Annotated in this window: 12 protein-coding genes; 8 read left to right on the top strand and 4 right to left on the bottom strand. The window is 42.2% G+C overall.

Annotation, left to right across the window (positions count from 1 at the left end; all coding sequences use genetic code 11):
- Window positions 1-67: 67 nt before the first annotated feature.
- The gene (locus tag AB3N61_RS09930) at window positions 68-1,597 is read right to left on the bottom strand and encodes an LA_3751/LA_3752 family putative glycosyltransferase (RefSeq protein WP_367897486.1); all 1,530 of its coding nucleotides are present in this window, start codon (window positions 1,595-1,597) and stop codon (window positions 68-70) included.
- A 120-nt stretch (window positions 1,598-1,717) separates the two neighbouring features.
- Between AB3N61_RS09930 and AB3N61_RS09925 the strand changes: the two genes are divergently transcribed.
- Window positions 1,718-3,364, top strand: a complete 1,647-nt coding sequence (locus AB3N61_RS09925; RefSeq protein ID WP_367899079.1) for a hypothetical protein — start codon at window positions 1,718-1,720, stop codon at window positions 3,362-3,364.
- A 95-nt stretch (window positions 3,365-3,459) separates the two neighbouring features.
- Window positions 3,460-4,743 (top strand): EAL domain-containing protein, encoded by a 1,284-nt coding sequence (locus tag AB3N61_RS09920; protein WP_367897485.1) that lies wholly within the window; start codon window positions 3,460-3,462, stop codon window positions 4,741-4,743.
- Between the two features lie 51 nt (window positions 4,744-4,794).
- On the opposite strand, the gene AB3N61_RS09915 is transcribed toward AB3N61_RS09920, so the two are convergent.
- Window positions 4,795-5,955 (bottom strand): DUF1577 domain-containing protein, encoded by a 1,161-nt coding sequence (locus AB3N61_RS09915; RefSeq protein ID WP_020771616.1) that lies wholly within the window; start codon window positions 5,953-5,955, stop codon window positions 4,795-4,797.
- 88 nt (window positions 5,956-6,043) lie between these two features.
- Here AB3N61_RS09915 and guaB point away from each other — a divergent pair, with 88 nt between their 5' ends.
- From guaB to AB3N61_RS09900, 3 genes are all read left to right on the top strand, one after another.
- On the top strand, window positions 6,044-7,570 hold the full coding sequence (gene guaB, locus AB3N61_RS09910) for an IMP dehydrogenase (protein WP_020771544.1): 1,527 nt from the start codon (window positions 6,044-6,046) through the stop codon (window positions 7,568-7,570).
- 81 nt (window positions 7,571-7,651) lie between these two features.
- On the top strand, window positions 7,652-8,395 hold the full coding sequence (locus AB3N61_RS09905; protein ID WP_052005259.1) for an outer membrane lipoprotein-sorting protein: 744 nt from the start codon (window positions 7,652-7,654) through the stop codon (window positions 8,393-8,395).
- Window positions 8,395-9,093, top strand: a complete 699-nt coding sequence (locus AB3N61_RS09900) for a 16S rRNA (uracil(1498)-N(3))-methyltransferase (RefSeq protein ID WP_367897484.1) — start codon at window positions 8,395-8,397, stop codon at window positions 9,091-9,093. Before AB3N61_RS09905 ends, AB3N61_RS09900 begins: the two co-directional genes overlap by 1 nt.
- On the opposite strand, the gene AB3N61_RS09895 is transcribed toward AB3N61_RS09900, so the two are convergent.
- Complete coding sequence (locus AB3N61_RS09895) at window positions 9,094-9,432, bottom strand: hypothetical protein (RefSeq protein ID WP_367897483.1); 339 nt, start codon at window positions 9,430-9,432, stop codon at window positions 9,094-9,096. It lies immediately after the preceding gene.
- 102 nt (window positions 9,433-9,534) lie between these two features.
- Between AB3N61_RS09895 and thiS the strand changes: the two genes are divergently transcribed.
- From thiS to AB3N61_RS09880, 3 genes are all read left to right on the top strand, one after another.
- Window positions 9,535-9,735: a sulfur carrier protein ThiS gene (gene thiS / locus AB3N61_RS09890; protein ID WP_020771611.1), complete on the top strand. Its 201-nt coding sequence runs from the start codon at window positions 9,535-9,537 to the stop codon at window positions 9,733-9,735.
- A gap of 7 nt (window positions 9,736-9,742) precedes the next feature.
- Entirely contained in the window at window positions 9,743-10,411 is a 669-nt protein-coding gene (locus AB3N61_RS09885; RefSeq protein WP_367897482.1) for a thiamine phosphate synthase, read from the top strand.
- Between the two features lie 128 nt (window positions 10,412-10,539).
- Entirely contained in the window at window positions 10,540-11,370 is an 831-nt protein-coding gene (locus tag AB3N61_RS09880; protein ID WP_020771613.1) for a WecB/TagA/CpsF family glycosyltransferase, read from the top strand.
- A gap of 125 nt (window positions 11,371-11,495) precedes the next feature.
- Here the strand turns inward: AB3N61_RS09880 and AB3N61_RS09875 are convergent, their stop codons facing one another.
- Entirely contained in the window at window positions 11,496-15,230 is a 3,735-nt protein-coding gene (locus AB3N61_RS09875) for a tetratricopeptide repeat protein (protein ID WP_367897481.1), read from the bottom strand.
- Between the last annotated feature and the right edge of the window lie 75 nt (window positions 15,231-15,305).

The following is a 15,305-nucleotide window of genomic DNA, read 5'->3' as shown; positions in this document are numbered from 1 at the left end:
GATCACGGAGGTTAATTCCAATATTTTTTACCTCTGTGTGCTCCGTGGACTCTGTGCGAAACTAATATCACTTGTCTATTTTAGAAAATTCTAAAGTTTCCATATTGATCGACGGGCTTTGGTAGAACGTCCTATTCTTAAATTCGAAATGTTCCGATTTGGGGACCAGAACATCTTTTGGATACGAATCCTTAAATCCGACTACCGTTACTTGAGTTTTTCCGATCCCATACAATTTTTCTAAAAGAGCCTCAAAAGACTCAGTGGAATCGATCTCATATACTTCTCTTTCTTCTCGGAACGAATTGGAAGGTAAGAACACGGAACCTTTTCTGTAGATCACTATTATGGAAGTATGATCGCTGAGTTCTTTTTGTTCGTTCACAACCGATTTTGTGAATTTATAATATAGCCTATCGAATACGATCCCTCCTACAATCGAGTAGGAAAGAAGAAGAATGGCTGTGATCCTGAACGGTTTACTAAGTTTCTCCCAATTTTTTTCTAATACGAAAAATAGGAACAAAAGTAAAAAGGGGAGAATGGTCATTAAGAACCTGGGTCCAAACAGTACACCTTGCCAAAATTTGGTAGAGGTCAAAAGCCCGGATAGAAGTACAAAGATCCCGAGTCCGTATAGGACACGAGTGATCGAATCCGATTTCGGCCTCCATAAAACGATAAATGCCAATGCGGGATAGGCCCCGAATAATCCCAAGGAACCGTTGCCTAAAAACACCAATTGTCCTAAGTAGTAGATCTGAGAAACGAAATCGTAAGAAGAGGATTCTTGCAGATAACCCCGGGAACCTAATGGATGTCCAACTACGGAATAATTGATAAAAGCTTGGGCGATTAAAAAAGTCCCGAAAGTAAAAGGGAGCAATGCCGTTTTTGGATTTCTGAATATTCGAAAAGCATACACTATGGAAAGACTTGCTGCTAACAGAATGGTTTCCTGCCTAAAGAATGCCGCGAATCCGAAAAATCCGCCTGCAAATACAAAATCGGACGATTGAGAAGATCCTTCTTCTTTGAGTAGAAAATAGATCCCTTGGGTCACTCCATAGATCGCCAACACCGTTTCGGATAGGTCCGTGGAGAATAAACTGAATGCGGAACCTAGAAGTAATAAGATCAAATAGAAAAATTTGGATTTTTCCTGTAAGCCTAATATTCCTGAAATCCGGAATAATACTTTGAGTGTTAAAATTCCAAAGAGTAAAGATAGGAAAAAACTTCCGAATCTTCCCATTAGGAGAGCGAAAGGATACTGAATGGCGGTATAATAAAAAGGGAAAACATAATAACATTTTCCATTATAAACATGGGTCATGGTAGACCCTTTTTTCAGATCCAAAGGTAAAAATCTAAACTCAGGATCTATTGCTTTGCCGGCGTATCTGCAGGAAAAATCCGGAAAACCGTTTTGTAGAAGGTCCGCAAGTTGTTGTTGTTTAATTGCACCGTCTCCGACCCGAATTCCTGTTTGGTACTGCCATGCCAAAAATAAAGACAAGAAAACGGTACCGAAAATCAGGAAGCCAGATGGTTTGTCCGTAAAGGAAGAAATCCTGGAAATAAGACGCTGGAACATTCTGCTAAGAAGCTTGAAGAAAATCCTGGGTCAAGAAGAAATCCCGAACGAAAGTTTTGGACCGTTTTTGGTATCCGAATTCTGAATGACACTTGGATTCGGAATGTTTCTTTGGAAGAAGTGTATTCCGTCTTAGAAAAGATCCGGTCCTTCTTCCAAAAACCTCTTCCTAATTTCTTTTTTCCGATCTCCTGTATTTTATTCGCCTATGTGGTGATCGTGAATTCCTGGGTTACGGAAGATGCTTATATCAGTTTTAGAACCGTGGAGAATTTTTTAAACGGACACGGTTTGCGATGGAATACCTACGAACGTGTCCAAGCTTATACGCATCCCCTTTGGTTATTTGGTCTGATCTTCCTTTCCTTCTGGACGATACCAGTATATTATTCTTCTTTAATTCTTTCCTGGATTTGTGTCGGGACGACGGCTTATCTTCTACTTTCTCGTTCTGGGAAAAAAGGAGAAAGTTTGTTCCGTGCTTCTTGGATACTTTTGGTATTATTAATTTCCAGAGCGTTTGTGGATTATTCCAGTTCCGGTTTGGAAAATCCTCTTTCATTTCTACTTATCGTTCTGTTTTTAGATAAGGCATTCGGTCTGGAGAAAAAATGCGGTTCGGCGGACGTTTTTCTTTTCTTTTTGTATCTTTCACTATCCTATCTGAACCGACAAGACACGGTTCTCATAGGACTTCCATTTCTTCTCTATTTGTATAAACCTATAAAAGAGAAAAAAATCCAAGGTAAGTGGATCGGCGCTGCGGTTTTGGGCCTTATGCCGATTATTCTTTGGTCAGCATTTTCATTGGTATATTACGGATATCTGTTCCCGAATACCGCCTATGCAAAATTAAACACGGATCTGACTGTTTTCCATCTCTGGCCTTATGGTTTGGACTATCTGGAGAATAGTTTTCGTTGGGACATTTTCACTTCTCTTTCGATTTTGTTTACGATCCTACTGTTACCTTATTTTATCTGGAAAAGGAAATTTTTGGAGGCGGCTTTATCCGCAGGTGTGGGACTTTATGTTCTGTATGTCTGCTCCATCGGCGGGGATTTTATGGCGGGAAGATTTTTTGCACTTCCGTTTGTGGCCTGCGTATTCTTGTTTTCGGAGATTTCTCCTCCCTATCTTCCTAAGGTGAGCGTTCTATTCTTTGTCGCCTTATTCTTGTTAAATCAAAACTCTAATTTGTATATTACAAAAGATTATATTAGGCTTAGAAACGACGGAGAGATCCAAGACGAAAAAGGTGCTTATTTTAGAAGCACGAATTTTTTACGCTCCTTAAGGTCCAAAGAATTCCCGACTCACGGCTGGGCGGAAGCAGGTAGAAAGTTTAAAAAGACCCCTAAGGACCAAGACAAAGCCTGTGCAACCATCAATGTGGGCTTTTATGGCTATTTTGCTGGAGCAAATCGCAAGATCGTTGATTCTAATGCCTTAACGGACCCTTTATTAAGTAAATTGAAATCAGTCTCTAACTGGAGAGTGGGGCATTTTACTCGCAATATTCCTCTCGGATACTTGGAATCCGTTTCTTCCGGACAAAATCTGATCCATGATCCGGATCTAAAAGTATACTATGATCGATTAAAATTGTTAACCGAATCCGAAGATCTTTTCACAAAAGAGAGATTTATGGAAATTCTCCGAGAAAACTTAGGCGGGAATAGAAATTTAATCCGAAATTCTGGGCCGAGAAGCCCATGGGTCGGTATTCCGGAAGGTTTCGGCTGTGGACTAGGGGTCGGCTATTAGTTTTAGTAGCCTTCATTCTCCTTTTACATTTGGATAAGAACTTTTGATTTTAAATCCTTGATCCTTCCTACAGGGTTTTCATTTTATTGTTAAGAATGAGCGAAGGAAGAACTTCTTGGAGCGCATCCAAATGGCGGGAATGGTTTTCCGAAGGTGAAATTGTTCCGTACTTCCAACCCATTTTGTCGGTGGAAAAAGACTCTATCTTCGGGTACGAGGCACTCGCTCGATGTATAGATAAAGAAGGTAATGTTCACAGTCTTGGGCCGTTCTTCTTAGCCGATATTCCTCATTTTTTCTCCGTTCCTGAAAGAGAAGAATTCAAAAACCTTAAATTAGAAATTGATAGAACCATTCGCAGAAAGGCGATGGAAAAGATCGGCAAAACTCCCGGGCTCGATCCCAAAGCGAAACTTTTTCTCAATATTTCCCCTTCATTCATGCAGGATTACCTTTCCTCCAAAACGGATGAGGAGCCTTATACTCTACAGATCGCAAAAAATTCCGGTCTGGATCCTAAAAGGATCGTAATCGAAATTGTAGAAGAACATTTTTCAGGAGAAATAGACCAGCTTAAACCTCTGATCAATCTGTATAAAAGATCGGGGTTTTTGGTTGCGATAGACGATTTAGGATCTAAATCCTCCAATTTGGATCGGATCGGTGCGTTACATCCGGATATAATCAAAGTGGATCTTGGACTCATCCGCAGTTCCGTAGCTTCCAGGAACTTTCAGGAGATCTTATTCACTTTGTCCAGGCTTGCGGAAAGTTTGGGTTGTTCCCTTTTATTCGAAGGTATAGAAACGGAGACGGAGCTGTACAATGCTCTTACTTACGGAGCCAGGTTTTTACAAGGTTTCTATTTTGCCGAGCCGAGCCCTGATTTGATGGATATCAACGGATTGAGTATCCGATTCTCCCAACTCCATGAATTATTCTTTAATTATAAAAAATACCAGTTATTACGAAGGATCAAAAAGGAAAGGGAGTTGGAAGATCGTTTGGAGTCTTCCGGGATCGAAGTCGTATCCTCCGAAGGTATTGTAACGATTAAATTAAGAAATTCCTACCTTTTGGAAAAGTCGGTCTTTAGAATGTATGTGACCAATCATGAAGGAAGACAACTTTCTCCCAATTATTCGGGGATCTCCGATTCCGGAATGCTGGAAGACGATTCTTTTGTGGGACGGAATTGGAGTTGGAGACCGTACTTCTTAGAACAATTTTATAAAAATGCAAAAGACTCTTCCGGCGGTTGGATCGCAAGTAACCCATACTACGACCTGGAAAGTAATTTACTTCTCGTGACTTATTCCAAAAGAATGGAAGAAGATAATGTTCTATTCGTAGATGTACGAATGTGGGATTTCCCTTAATTTTACTTTGTCGTTCTAAATTGCAGTTTTGAACTAGCCGGTATACAGTAACTATCCGACTTTTGCGCCGGAGTCGGAAAGCATACGGTTAACGTTGTCTATAAAACGTTTTTTCTCCCCGGGTCTTGCGGAGTTTCCTTCCAAAGAAAGTCCAACATACAAATTTCCGTCCGTATCCCTTGCTATGGAGCGAACGACACCGTATGCAGTGATCGGAGATTGCATTTTGAAAAATATATCGAATGTGAATCCTTTCCTTCTAGGAAGCTCGCCGTTCAGATCCGGATGGTTGATCTTTACCCGCAAACCGCCTGTGGAAAGATCTATAACCGCGAATCTTTCTTTGACTAAAATGGTATTGGATTCTCTGATCCGGTCTACCATATCGAATGTGAGTGTTTTTATCTCCATTACTTCGGCGATATCAATTTCTCTATTCTTATTTTGGGCATGCACATATCCTATAGGAATTGCCTGCTCATCATGATTGATATATATAACCGGAACGATAAGTTCCGACCTGATCTTTTGGTTGGCGTATTCTATGATCTTTTTACGAACATCTTCCTCGTCGCCTAGTTCGTGTTCATAATCTATAAATCCGCTCGGATCGGAAGATTTATAGGAATCAGGTTTTTGTGTATTCGGAATATATAATATTTTTCCCGTCTTTTTGACTAGATCGAACTTGTCACCGATAGAGTTGAAAACGTCTATTTTGACTATATCGAATTTAGGTTTGAGAGTCCTTTCCGTATCGGCAAAATTCACTTTGACGGAAGTGGGAATATTGAATAAGTTCGCATCAATTGTAGTCCTACTAGTACGTAGGTTAGTGATCCACACACTTCCATCGGGAGGTTTGATCCGTGTGAATTTTCTTTCTCTGCTTGCAATGGAAACGTGTTCCACTTGCATGATGAATTGGTTATTGGGTTTTTCTTCCAGCACCTCGCATTCTAGTTCGACGTATCTTGCGAGCAGTTTGTACAAAACAATATGAGCATTCAGCTTAAATTGTTCGGCCATCCGACCTTGTACTAAAATTTTTGTGGCGTCTTTATTGACGGAGAGCAGCTGAACGGTATCGTGAGTTTCCGTATCCCTTACGAGTAGATCTGTTTTGAGTAGAAATTTTCCAATGATATGGAGTTTTTTACCAGGATCTGTGATGAACTCTTTGTCTCTTTGTTTCCTTTGAACCTTTTCCATTAAATTCCTAGGTCGATCGGATTCCGGCGGAAAATTATCTTGATTCCAGCCTTTGGCTTCGTTTTGATGTAATAGGTAAGGTACACTAATGTCAAACCAATCTTACCGAGACTCCCAATTTTTAGACGGCCTAGCCGGCGAAGAACTTTTCAGCATGCAAATCGGGCTTACCTATCGGGACTTTTTAGTCCTGCCCGGTTTTATCGATTTCAATCCTTCCGAAGTTGAACTAGAGACTAGATTAACAAAAAAGATCAAACTTAAGAAGCCGTTCGTAAGTTCCCCAATGGACACTGTGACCGAGTCCTCCATGGCTATCGCACAGGCCCTTATGGGAGGGATCGGAATTATCCATTATAATAATTCCGTAGAAGAACAGGTTGCCGAAGTTAGCAAAGTCAAACGTTTTGAAAACGGATTCATTTCCGACCCTGTGGTCCTCGGACCAAAGAATACGATCCACGATCTGGATAGGATTAAAGAAACTTTGGGATTCACCGGGATCCCGATCACGGCGGACGGGACCAGAAATTCCAAATTGGTTGGGATCGTAACCAATAGAGATATCGATTTCGAACGGGATCGTTCTATTCCTGTGGAAAAAGTAATGACAACTGACGTGATTACCGGCAGAGCTGGGATCACTTTAAAAGAAGCAAACGATATCATCAAAAAGGAAAAGATCGGAAAACTTCCGATTATCGATACAGACGGAAAACTTGTCTCTTTAGTGAGTCGTTCCGACCTGAAAAAGAATAAAGAATTCCCCGATTCTTCCAAGGACGAGAACAAAAGACTCCGATGTGGAGCTGCGGTTTCTACCTTACCTGAGTCCAGGGACAGGGTTGCTGCATTGTATGAGGCTGGAGTAGATGTGATCATCATCGATTCTGCCCAAGGAAACTCGATCTACCAAATTGAGATGCTCAAATTCATTAAATCTAATTTCAAAAATCTAGAAGTGATTGGTGGAAATGTGGTCACTCGTGGTCAGGCCGAAAATCTGATCGGTGCAGGAGCAGATGGACTTAGGATCGGAATGGGACCTGGTTCCATTTGTATCACACAGGACACCATGGCTGTGGGAAGAGCCCAAGCCACTGCGGTCTATCAGACCGCAGCCCATGCAGCAAAATATGACGTTCCTGTTATCGCAGATGGTGGAATTTCCAATATCGGAGACATCGCAAATGCTTTGGCAATCGGAGCTTCTGCGTGTATGATGGGATTTATGTTTGCCGGAACGACAGAAGCACCCGGAGAGTATTTTTACGAGAATGGAATACGTCTCAAGAAGTATCGGGGAATGGCAAGTATCGAGGCAATGAAAGCCGGCGGAGATAAACGTTATTTTAACGAGGGCCAAAAAGTCAAAGTGGCCCAAGGAGTCAGCGGTTCCGTTGTGGATAGAGGTTCGATATTGAACTTTATTCCGTATTTAAGCCTTGGACTTAGACTTTCTTTTCAGGATATGGGATTCCGTTCCGTCCAAGACTTACATCAAGGGCTCCGAGACGGGAAACTTAGATTCGAAAGAAGGAGTGAATCCGCTCAAGCCCAAGGTTCCGTTCATAGTCTTTACTCTTATAGTGCACCTAGTTTAAGAGCAGAATAATAGAACCCTTAGATTTGTCGGGAAGGAAAGGTTTTGAAAAAGTTTCATCTTATTTCGATCATCCTATTATTCCCGATCCTGATGACTGGGGAAATTTCCCATGCTCAGGTTCCTCCGGATAAAGCTAGGGTTGCCCAGGAACTAGTCGCAAGATTAGATCAGGCCCTTTTAAAAGCGGACGGTTTAGTTAAAGCGAGCCTGATCCTGATCAAAAAGACAGGAGATTCGTGGACATGGGACATGAGTATTTTCAGAAAGGGAGAAGATTCTCTCTCCCTATTCGAAAGTAAAGGGCGTGGTCTAGAATATAAGATCTTATTTAAAGAAGACGGGGAATTGATCTTCGCCTTCAATGCGCTTTCCAGAAAAATTTTCAAAAAGAACGACGAAGAAAAATACGAGAACCATCTGAATACCGGATTCAGCTTCGTGGATCTAGCGGGAACTTCCTACCAGGCAAATTATAATCCGATCGTACAAAGTGATCTGGATATTGCTGGTAAAAAAATGAAACGAGTGGCGCTTCGGCCGATCGTTCCGTATTTTTATTCCAAACTTATTTTACTTTTGGAACCGGATACATTAAGGCCTGTTCGTTTGGATTTTCATGATAAAGACGGGGTACTTTATAAAACTATGAACATAAAGTACGGTCCTGTTAAGGTAAAAGCAAAACAGAAGGTCTCAAAAGAAGATATAGTCAGTAGATTGGAAATGTTGGATCTGAATACGGGTGCGATCAGCGTCTTGGAATATACGGAAGTGGATCGTGACGTAAAACCGGATCCTTCCTTATTCGAATTGGATAATCTAAATAGACTCTAATGTCCTCGGAAGAGATCGTTTTTTTTCGACCTGGATTTCTGTCTTCTCCCGAATTAAAGTTAGAAGGAGAAGAGATCTCTCATCTAAAAGCATTCAGAATATTTTCGGAAGAAAAAATCGTCATCATCAAGGACGGCGCAGGAGCAGGTTTCGTTTATAACGTACCTTCTTCTTCTAAGATAGGGAGCCTAGTCCGTTCCGAAAAAAAAGAAAGACCGAAAACTTCTGCAAAGATCGCGACAGCTATTCCGAAAGGGAATCGGCTGGAGTGGCTTATCCAAAAAGGAACGGAACTCGGGATTACTGAGTTTAACTTTTTAGTTTTTTCTCATTCGGATCGAAAAGACTTAAATTCGGAAAGATTATTGAAAGTGGCAGCGGAAGCTTCTTCTCAATCCGGTCGGGATTTTTTGCCCGAGATCAAAGGACCGATCTCACTTTCTAAATTTTTGGAAGAGTCCAAATCAAAAAAAGAGGAACTTCTTCTTTTTGACCCAAGATCCGAGATACGGATCAGTCCCGAAAACATACAAAACAAAATCGTTTTGATCGGACCGGAAGGCGGATTTAGAAAAGAAGAATTAGAACTGATCTCTCAATTCGGGATTTTATCCGTGAACGTGGGTGATTCTATTTTGAGAATTGAGACCGCCGGGATTTTTGCGGCCTCTATGTTTAGGTTAGGGAATCTAAATTGATTATTGGCCGAACCCGGTCGCGCTTAAGATCAATACACAGTTGGTCATATAGGAATCGCAATCGCTTTTACAACTTTGAGACAATTGGAAACAAAGAGTAGAAACATTACAGGTCGTATTACAATTGGAAAGGCAGGTATTTAAAGCGGCCAAATTTTCAGTGGTGACCGATGTTCCATATTGATTTTCGCAGGCATTTTTACAGGCCGGATAACTACCACCCGTACAGTTTGCATAAAAAGTTGCGAGGGCGTTCCCTTTAATATCTCTCTCACCGCTATTACAGGATAAAATGCCTAGGAGTACGATTGTTAGAAAAATCGGGAGAAATCGGGTCATATAAGTAAATCGTTTTCGGCCGGGATGGAACGGTAAACTAAAAAACATTCGACGTTAGTGGAGAATACGAAGGAATGAAGTATCTAGACCGAGGTGCATGGAATGATCGTAAACGGTAAGGAATTATCCCTTCGGGAACTTTCTTCTCCGGATTTATTTTCCCTTTTGGAATCCTTAAAATTAAAACCGGAAACGGTAGCGATCCAGAAAAACGGGGAGATCTTAAAAAGAGAGCATTGGAAAAATTCTTCCTTAGAAGAAGGGGATAAAATAGAGATCCTGAAATTTGTAGGAGGGGGTTGAGACTTTTTTGGAATTCCCGCTTAGACCCAGACACAGTATCTGGAAAGCTCCTGGGATTTATCCTATTCTGGATCTGGAATATTGTTCCAAATTTTCCAAGGACCCGGTCCGTCTAGTGGAACTTTGGAGTTACCAAAGAGAATGGATCCCATTCTATCAGATACGCGCTAAAAAGGAGACTCCCGAAACTTTAAAGAAGGTTTATAAAAGTCTGATAGACATATTTCCCGATTTCCCGGTCATATTGAACGATTATTGGGAAGAAGCTTTGGAATGGAAATGTTTCGGACTTCATATAGGAAAAGAGGATTATAGTTCTCTTTCTTTAGAGGATAGAAAGAAGGTCCGCTCCAGCGGATTATATCTTGGCACTTCTTGTCATAATTCAGAGGATATTATAGGATTAGAGCCCGGTTGTTGGGACTATACCGGTCTTGGACCCGTATACTCAACTAGTTCCAAAGATACGGAAGATATTCCGGTGGGTCTTTCCGGCGTTCAAGAAGCCTTACAAATTGCTAAAATACCTGTTACTCCTATCGGAGGGATCGGTCCGAAACAGATTGCCGAATTATCCGAGTTAGGCCCTTTGTCTTATGCAATGATTGCCTCCGCTTCCGAAGAAGACTCTTTTTACGATTGTATTCGTATCCTTAAGGAGATAAAGAATTCATAAAGGAATGGACACCGGAATTTTGGACCTTCTTCGGAACGTCCAGGGCCGTTTGTTTACAGGAACTTAAGTTTTGGGAAGGACTATAAGTTTCAATTGACTCACAAATTATGTCCAATAAGATGATCCCTATGAAACAGCCAGGGGAAATACGCCATTTATCCGCAAAGGATGATCGCGACTACTTACTAGATTACCAGACCCTGAATGTGGACGATTTGGAAAAGGCTCCCATTCTAGGAGTACCTTTTGACAACGCCAGCCTGGATGAGGCAGTAGCAAAAATTTATCATCTCATGGAAGAGAAAGATAAATTCCACCATGTTCTTCTTTTGGATCCGATCAAGACAATGGCGCTTCGTAAAGGAAAGAAGTTACATCGGATCGCTCAAAAAGCCAGCCTGATCTTAGCGGAAGGTGCCGGTCTACAATGGGCCGCTAAAAAATTAGGTGGGGAATTAAAAGAAAGGATTCCCACAATCGCGCTTATGATGGACTTAGTCCGTCTTTGCGAGCTTAGAAATTATTCCATTTTCCTTTTAGGCGGAAAGGAAGAGATCGTCGAAAAAGTGTATTTCAATCTTTCCAGACATTTTCCCGGAGTTCGGATCGTAGGGCGTCATGCCGGCTATTTGAACACACAACGCGAGTTGCTCGTAAAAGAATCCATCCGTAAGACAAGTCCGAATATTATATTTCTTGCAATGGATTTTCCTGACCAAGAGATCTGGGTGGAAAATAATACCGCTTTTTTCGGTCATGCAGTGGTAATCGGAGTCGGTCCGGCAATGGACATTCTTTCCGGAAAGGTAAAAAAGGCACCGAATGTTTTCAAACTGAAAGGACTTACCTGGCTTTGGAGAATTATGGTCCGTCCTTGGAGACTGATCCGCCTAAGCAGAATGTTCGGATTCTTTATCGTAGTAGCGATTAAATCTCTTTTTGTTAAAAAGAAGAAGTAGATTTTTTAGGTTTTTATTTCCCGCAGAGAACACAAAGCTCACAGAGAAGTTTATTAGTTTGTAGGAAGTCCTACACCGCGATCTTAAAAAACTCCGTGTTCTTCGTGCGCTCTGTGCGAAACGAATTATTTACGAACTAGATCCTTAATCGAATCCAATGTCGGAGAAACCCAGTCTTCTAAAAGAGGTTCTCTTTTGAGAGCTTCCTTTTTGAAGAGAAGGTCTTTATTAGAAAGTGCAATTTCACTCGCTTCATTGATCTTACGTGCGGTTTCGATCGCCTTCCAATAATTTTGGAGAGCCTGGGCAGTATAATTTTCCGATTCTTGCGCGTTCGCTTTTTTAGAAAGAGTCTCGTAACAAGCACCAATATTATTATAAGCAGCAGTCAGAGTTTGATACACTTCTTGGTGGTATGGATCTTCCGTTTTAGGAGAACTCATTTGAGGAAGTTTTTCTTCCATATCATCTTTAACTCTTAGGAAATATCCAAGAGCGGTTTTGGTCTGACCGGTATAGAAGAAGGCATTTCCTTTTGCCATGAGAAGGGTTGGATTATAATATTCGTCCTTGTCTTCGAAACCGGTCCAATCCACCAAAGACTTGTCGAAATCTGCATCCATATATTCCACCCAGCCTTTGAAAAATTTCATTTCTCTTAGCATGGACCCAGGAAGTTCTCTTCTCCATTTGCGGACGAGTTCGAATTTGGGTTCTTCCGAATCGACTTTTGCGAATTCTTGGAGAGAATTTCTCAGTTCGTTCCTACGATTTCTTTTCTCTTCCTCTTCCTTTAAGACGGAGAGACTTTTTCCATCCGATTCGGAGCGGGCACGAAACGGATAAATTTTTCGACCGGGGAATTCTTTCAGCGAATCCTTGTCGGAAAGTCCAGCGGATAATAAATATCTGATCTTTCCAAGGTCGAAATGGATACGCGCGGGATTTCCTTCAAATAAGGTTTCGTCCTCGTCTTTGGAGCCGAACCAACGTTCGCTCATTTGATAACGAGCTTCCGCTTCTTTCAAAAGATCTTTTGCTTCTTCAAAATTTCCTACACGAATGGAATGTTCTGCGAGTTCCAGAACTGCAAGCCAATGTTTTGGATCGAGAGTTGCCGCTTTTTCAAAGAACCTTCTTGCCTGGCTATTTTCCTTTTGAGAAAGAAAATATTGGCCTCTTTGGTAATATCCTTCCGCGTAATCTTTTCCTTCGATCTCCACTCCGGTCCTTTCATCTTCCATGGACTTTCTGTAAATCGTATCTAATAGCCTGATCGCACTTTCTTCTATCTCTATTCCGGAGACTTGGTCGACAGGGTTGATATTGTATTTGATCCGAAGTTCTTCCGGATCGATTGCAGCGTAAAAGGATGCAAGTTTTGCCAGAGTGTAGAAGGGGAGTTCGGACTCCATGTCCAGATTGTTCCTAAGCAGACGATGATGATTTAAAACAAATTGAGGATCCCCACTTTCTTTCCACATTTCCAAATACGTGGAAACAAGTCCCGATTGACCGGGAATACTTTTAGGGTTCGCTTCTACAATTCGGTTGTAGAAAGAAGCTGCTTTTCCGAATTCTCTTCTATTATAATATATTTTAGCGATACCTGCGGTGGAATCCTCATCATACGGGCTTTCTCCGTCCGTAAATACCTTGGAATAATAATCAACAGCCAATGCGTCGTTTTTATATTTTCCTTTTTTGCCTTCTGCCGGTTCCGCAAAATCGGGCATGATCTGAGAATGGAACCAACCTAGGTTTCTGTAGGTATTATTATCATGGGTCCTTTCTTTCAGTCTCATTGCGAGAAATGCGCCGGCGACGAGTACTCTTCTAGGCGTTTTTTCCTGGTCTAAAAGGAATTTAATTCCTTCTTTTCCTTGGTTTACGCTCGCGTTGGTTTTTAGTTTTTTATCATTCCAAGATTCTCCTTGGGCCAATCGGACCATAGGAGACTGTTCTCTTTTATTCCAAGAATCTAATGTTCCCATTCCAAGATCCGGCTCTATTTTACCGAATAATTTTTGGAAGGAAAGTTCATATTCTCCTGCTCGGCTGTATTCCACTCCGTACAGGTTCATATATTTTAGATTATAAGGATCGATATCGAATCCTTTATCATAAAAATCTTCTATACGACTAATATATTCGACAGTTTCATTTTTACTTAATGTCCCGGCGAATTTTTTGGCACCCATTTCACGGATCTGTTCTAGACCTGCTTCGTAATTTTGGGCTGCTTGTCTAGGAAGAATGATATGTTTGTACGTGAAATAACTTCCGAATCCGATCAGGATCGCTGCAGCCGCAGCGAAAAATGTCCTACGGATCTTCTTCCGCCTTTCTAAAAGACCTTCTCTTGTATAGATCGGGTCGGAAGAAATAATAGGAACACCGTCCGCCGAATAAGCACCGGTTCTATCCGTAAGAGCAACGGTGACTCCTAACGCGGAAGACAGGAAGGCCGCGATATCCTCGGGGCTACTTTCTATTTTAATAAGTTCTAATAGATCTCTTTGTGCCTTTTTAGAAAGACGATCTTGGACTATGGATTCTATGAGGGTTCTGCGAAGAAGCGGCGGATAACGAAGTATTTCTCTTTGTATGATCGCAAGTTCTTCATCCGTCAGGGACTTATCTATATCGTCCTTATCTTCTCCGCTCAAAGATCGTAAATCTTCTTCGAATGCCGCGGCTCCGATATCCTCATCCCCGGAGTCGGAATCCAGATCAGGGGAGAAGCTCGTAAAATCGGAAGATTCCGGAACCGATTCCATTTCCATCGCCGAAGCCGGTTCTGCTGCGAAATCGGCGAATGGATCCGACTCCGGAACGGATGTAGCTCCGGAAAGATCTGAGAATGGATCGTGGTCTCCACCGGAAACCGGTGCAAAATCTGCAAATGGATCTGAGTCTGTAGGAGCTTCGGCAAAACTATCGCCGCCTCCAAAGTCTCCGGAATCGGAAGGTTCCGAATCAAAACCACCCAGATCTCCGAAATCGGAGTCACCGGAAGTGGGGGAGGCTCCGAACGGATCTCCTTCTTCTAAACCGAATTCGTCCCCTGGGGTATCTTCCATTCCGGAAGCATCGAAAGCAGCAAACGGATCTTCACTGCCTGAGGTTGTAGGAGCTTCGAAGTCTTCAAGACCTGAACCTCCGGGTTCTTCTCCGCCTAAACCTGCGAATGGATCTTCGGAATCCGAGGAAGGTGTCGTACCGAAGTCATCCATTCCGAGATCGGAATCCGCAAATGGGTCGGAACTTGGAGTAGAGCCCAAGTCTTCGTTAGGAGACGTTTCAAAAGGAGTATCTAGTTCAGGAGCAGAATCGAATCCACCGAATGGATCTTCCGATGTAGGAGCTCCGAAATCTTCCAGATCTGCGGAAGGTTCCTCCGCTTCGGGAGCCCCGAAATCGTCCAAACCGGAATCCGCAAATGGGTCCGAATCAGGTTCGGGAGTTGCAAAATCACCGAAATCATCGGTGGCTGTAGGAGCTTCGTCAAATCCACCAAATGGATCTTCTCCGGCATCCGCACTCGGCTCGCCCGTTTGCGAAGGTTCAGTTAATAATTCGTCCAGATCGATATCGTCGTCTTCGGAAAAGGATAATGGCTTTGGCTTTTGGAGAGGTGTAGGAGCTTCGTCCTCGTCGCCTAGATCGAAACTTTCTTCGGAACCTTCTTCCGGTTGCTCCTCGTCGTCGTCCCCGATAGATATAGGAACACCGTATCCCATCTTTTCACGGAAGGTGGAAAGCATAGGATTCAAATCTTCGGAAGATTCCGGATTCTTGTTCAAAGGATCCAAGATGGAGCGGATTTGCTCCAGTTCCTGTTCTGAATAATCAGCCATAAAGTCCTTCCAATAGTATCGGCTGGTCCGTGAAAGAGCAAAGATTTTTTCCTTATGTCGGATCTAGGACAGGCC

Origin of the sequence: Leptospira sp. WS58.C1, assembly GCF_040833995.1 — a bacterium.
GTDB lineage: Bacteria > Spirochaetota > Leptospiria > Leptospirales > Leptospiraceae > Leptospira_B > Leptospira_B cinconiae.
The sequence above is the reverse complement of the archived record's forward strand: the minus strand, read 5'-3'. Positions and strand labels throughout refer to the sequence as shown.

Bases quoted from the DNA above. Each gene is read 5' to 3' on its own strand.
- AB3N61_RS09930 (WP_367897486.1), bottom strand. From the start codon at position 1,597: ATGTTCCAGCGTCTTATTTCCAGGATTTCTTCCTTTACGGACAAACCA.
- AB3N61_RS09920 (WP_367897485.1), top strand. From the start codon at position 3,460: ATGAGCGAAGGAAGAACTTCTTGGAGCGCATCCAAATGGCGGGAATGG.
- AB3N61_RS09915 (WP_020771616.1), bottom strand. From the start codon at position 5,955: ATGGAAAAGGTTCAAAGGAAACAAAGAGACAAAGAGTTCATCACAGAT.
- guaB (WP_020771544.1), top strand. From the start codon at position 6,044: ATGTCAAACCAATCTTACCGAGACTCCCAATTTTTAGACGGCCTAGCC.
- AB3N61_RS09905 (WP_052005259.1), top strand. From the start codon at position 7,652: ATGACTGGGGAAATTTCCCATGCTCAGGTTCCTCCGGATAAAGCTAGG.
- AB3N61_RS09900 (WP_367897484.1), top strand. From the start codon at position 8,395: ATGTCCTCGGAAGAGATCGTTTTTTTTCGACCTGGATTTCTGTCTTCT.
- AB3N61_RS09895 (WP_367897483.1), bottom strand. From the start codon at position 9,432: ATGACCCGATTTCTCCCGATTTTTCTAACAATCGTACTCCTAGGCATT.
- thiS (WP_020771611.1), top strand. From the start codon at position 9,535: ATGATCGTAAACGGTAAGGAATTATCCCTTCGGGAACTTTCTTCTCCG.
- AB3N61_RS09880 (WP_020771613.1), top strand. From the start codon at position 10,540: ATGAAACAGCCAGGGGAAATACGCCATTTATCCGCAAAGGATGATCGC.
- AB3N61_RS09875 (WP_367897481.1), bottom strand. From the start codon at position 15,230: ATGGCTGATTATTCAGAACAGGAACTGGAGCAAATCCGCTCCATCTTG.